4 protein-coding genes are annotated in these 3,893 nt (G+C 60.6%); all 4 read left to right on the forward strand.

Annotated elements, in window-relative coordinates; genetic code table 11:
- Nucleotides 1–81: 81 nt before the first annotated feature.
- Complete coding sequence (locus ACFHWW_RS33635) at nucleotides 82–1,023, forward strand: ABC transporter permease (RefSeq protein ID WP_379943654.1); 942 nt, start codon at nucleotides 82–84, stop codon at nucleotides 1,021–1,023.
- Between the two features lie 2 nt (nucleotides 1,024–1,025).
- Nucleotides 1,026–1,904, forward strand: a complete 879-nt coding sequence (locus ACFHWW_RS33640) for an ABC transporter permease (protein WP_379943656.1) — start codon at nucleotides 1,026–1,028, stop codon at nucleotides 1,902–1,904.
- Between the two features lies 1 nt (nucleotide 1,905).
- Entirely contained in the window at nucleotides 1,906–2,913 is a 1,008-nt protein-coding gene (locus tag ACFHWW_RS33645; protein WP_379943658.1) for an ABC transporter ATP-binding protein, read from the forward strand.
- Nucleotides 2,910–3,893 (forward strand): ABC transporter ATP-binding protein (locus ACFHWW_RS33650; RefSeq protein ID WP_379943660.1); only part of this gene is annotated, 984 nt, incomplete at its 3' end. The genes ACFHWW_RS33645 and ACFHWW_RS33650, both read left to right, overlap by 4 nt.

Below are 3,893 nucleotides of genomic sequence, written 5' to 3' on the forward strand. Positions count from 1 at the left end.
TGCGCGCCGTAAAACTCTCACTGGTCTCATCGAGATGCCGCAGCGTGTCGCGATGTGGAACATGCAGAAGGCCTGAGCGCGATGGCCGCTTATGTCCTTCGAAGGATGATCTCGGCCATCGCCGTCATGGCGATGGTTGGGCTCTTCGTTTTCCTGCTTCTCAGGCTGGCACCTGGCGATCCGGCCGCAATCATCGCCGGCAAGTCGGCCACGGAGGAGATGATCGCCGGCATCCGCGAGCAGCTGGGACTCAATGATCCGCTGCCGGTCCAGTTCATACGTTGGGTGCGGGATATGCTCGGCGGCGATTTTGGCACCTCGATCTTTGCCGGACGACCGGTTATCGAGCTCATATCGCAGCGGCTTGAACCAACCATTTCCCTGTCGATCCTGACGATGATCGTTTCGGTGACGGTTGGGGTCTCCTTCGGCGTCCTCGCGGCGTGGCGGACTGGCGGTCTCGTTGATCGCATTCTGATGGCATTCGCGACACTTGGTTTCTCCATTCCGGTGTTTGTCGCAGGCTTCTTTCTCATATACGCGTTCGCTATCAGCACACATTGGCTGCCCGTGCAAGGGTATCATCCTATTGACCATGGCTTCGGGCCATGGCTCGTGCACCTGATCCTGCCGACCGTGACTTTGGGCGTTCCCTACATTGCTTTCATCGCCCGGATCGCGCGTGCGAGCATGCTCGAAGTGCTATCGGAAGACTATATGCGAACGGCCGCTGCCAAGGGTGCGTCGCCCTATTCCATGCTTTTCCACCACGCTTTGAAGAATGCCGGTGTGCCGATCCTAACCGTGATCGGCTTAAGTTTCGCAGGTCTGATTGGCGGTGTCGTCGTCACGGAAACGGTGTTCAACATACCTGGTGTCGGTCGTCTGGTCGTCGATGCGATCAACAACCGCGACTATCCCATTATTCAAGGTGTGCTCATCCTGGTTTCGTGGCTGTACGTCCTTATAAATCTCGCGGTTGATCTTTCCTACAGCCTGGTCGATCCCCGCATCCGGTACTGATTATGATCCTCCTCTCCGAACCAGTCGAAACCGTTCCGACAGGCCGCCTGCGGCTATCTGACCTTCCCCGTCTGGCAAGGCGGCATCCGCTCGTCCTTGCAGGCGGCGGCCTCTTGGCGCTTTTGATCATTCTGGCACTCGCTGCCCCGCTTTACGCCGGCGATCCTCTGAACATCGATCCCTTCAAACGCCTCCAACCGCCTTCCGCAGAATTGTGGTTCGGAAGCGATAATCTGGGCCGCGACGTCTTTGCACGAACGGTGTTCGGAGCCCGGATCTCCCTCTTGGTCGGATTGACAACGGCGGCCGGCGCGGCTTTGGGCGGCCTTCTGATCGGTGTCGTCGCCGGCTACAACCGCGCGTTTGACAGTATCGTCATGCGGCTCATGGACGGCCTGATGTCGATTCCGACGATTCTGCTGGCCATCGCCCTTATTTCTCTGACAGGGCCAGGGATTGGTATCCTCATCGTCGCAATCACGATCCCCCAGTTGCCAAGCGTCACTCGGCTGGTTCGTTCGGCGGTTCTGAGTGTTCGGGAGCGTCCTTATGTGGAGGCCGCTCTCTGCGGCGGTGCGCGCCTGCCGAAAGTGCTGTGGCGGCATATCCTGCCGAGCACCATCCCGGCGCTTATGGTGCAGAGCGCCATAGTCTCCGCAGATGCGATTCTGACGGAGGCCGGGCTGAGCTTCCTGGGCGCGGGCGTGCCGGCCGAGATTCCGAGCTGGGGCAATATGATTTCAAGCTCTCGCCTGTATCTCGCGATCGCTCCGTTAACGATCTTCGCTCCCGGCATCTGCCTTGCCGTCACGGTCCTTGCTGTCAACCTCCTCGGTGATGGCCTGCGTGATCTGTTCGATCCCCGCTCAAGGAGGCGCTAATATGCTGATGCAAAACACCGCGGAGGATGGCGTGCTTCTCGATGTCCGGGACCTCGAAACGCATTTTTACGGCGAAGAGAGCATCACCCGCGCACTGGGCGGCATCAGCTTTCAGGTGAGAAAAGGGGAGACGCTCGGCGTCGTCGGTGAGTCCGGCTGCGGCAAGAGCGTTACTGCCCTCTCGATGCTTCGGTTGCTTCCGAAGCAGACTGCCGAGACGGTTGGAGGTGAGGTCCGATTTCGAGGTCGCGACCTCCTGGAACTCTCGGAGCGAGAGATGCGAAAGATCCGCGGCGACCGCATCGCCATGATCTTCCAGGAACCGATGACGAGCCTGAACCCGGTCTATACGGTCGGCCGCCAGATCGCCGAGGCGGTGCAGATCCACACAAAAGCGTCCCGCTCCGGGGCCATGGCAAAGGCCGAAGAGATGCTCCGTCTCGTCCGCATCGCGGACCCCGAGCGGCGCGTTAACAACTATCCGCATGAAATGTCCGGCGGGATGCGCCAACGCGCCATGATCGCCATGGCTCTCGCCTGCTCACCGGAACTGTTGATCGCCGATGAGCCAACCACTGCGCTTGATGTCACTATCCAGGCGCAAATTCTGCGTCTGATCGTCGATCTGAAAGAGCGGACAGGAACGGCCGTGATGTTCATCACGCACGATCTGGGCGTTGTCGCGGAAACATGCCAACGAGTGATCGTGATGTATGCTGGCCGGATCGTAGAACAAGCGAACGTGATAGATCTGTTCGCGCGTCCCGCGCATCCCTACACTCAGGGCCTCATGCGATCGGTGCCTGACCGGCGGCGTGGTCGACAGCGCCGCCTCCCAGAAATTCCCGGCATTGTGCCAAGCCTTCGCGAGCCCATTGTTGGATGCAGCTTTGCACCTCGCTGCCCGTTCGCTATCGACATTTGCCGCGATAAGACGCCTACTCTCGATGATGTCGGGCCGGGTCACGCGGCAGCTTGTTGGCGCTCAGAAGAGGTCATGTGCCCATGAACGGTCCTTTGTTGAAAGTCGAGAATCTGACCAAGCATTATCCGCTCGGTACCGGGTTCCTGAAGAGGACCGTCCCAGTCGTGCGGGCGGTGGAGGATGTATCCTTTTCCGTTGAGGCGGGCGAGACGCTCTGCATCGTCGGCGAATCCGGCTGCGGCAAATCCACCGTCGCGCGGCTTTTGATGCGGCTGGTGGATCCGACAGGAGGGCGCGTGCTGATCGACGGAACCGATATTGCTGGTCTCAATAAGCACGAGCTTCGTGCTTCGCGTCGTCGAATGCAGATGGTGTTTCAGGATCCTTACTCGTCGCTGAACCCGCGCCTCAACGTCGGACAGATCATCACCGAGCCGGTCGAGAATTTTGAGCGCCTCAGCCGAAAGCAGCGCCAAGCGCTGGCCGCGGCCCTGCTTCGAAAGGTCGGAATGTCGCCTGAGATGATGTCCAGGCTGCCGTCTCAATTGTCGGGCGGCCAGCGCCAGAGGCTCGGCATCGCGCGGGCGCTTTCTCTTCAGCCCGCGCTCATCATCGCAGACGAAGCGGTGTCGGCCCTGGATGTCTCCGTGCAGGCGCAGATCCTGAATCTGCTTATGGATCTCCAGCAGCAACTGGGCATCGCCTTTCTCTTCATCTCACACGACCTAGGCGTCGTGGAGCATATCGGGCATCGTGTGGCTGTCATGTATCTCGGGCGGATCGTCGAGCTCGCGTCGTGCGAGGCGCTCTTCGCCAAACCGGTCCACCCCTATACGGAGGCGCTGATTGCGGCAGCGCCGGTACCGGATCCGACGCGAGTTCGGCTTGAGGTGCCGGTTGAGGGCGAGGTGCCAAGCCCGGTCAATCCGCCGAGCGGCTGCGCGTTTCACCCGCGCTGCCCGCTCGCCGTCGAGCGCTGCCGCATCGACGTGCCGCCTTTGGTGCCAATGCCAGACGGACGCCTCGTCGCCTGTCATGTGCGCGCGCCGGCTACTGACATTCCC

The organism is Sinorhizobium sp. P24N7, assembly GCF_042436655.1.
GTDB lineage: Bacteria > Pseudomonadota > Alphaproteobacteria > Rhizobiales > Rhizobiaceae > Sinorhizobium > Sinorhizobium meliloti_A.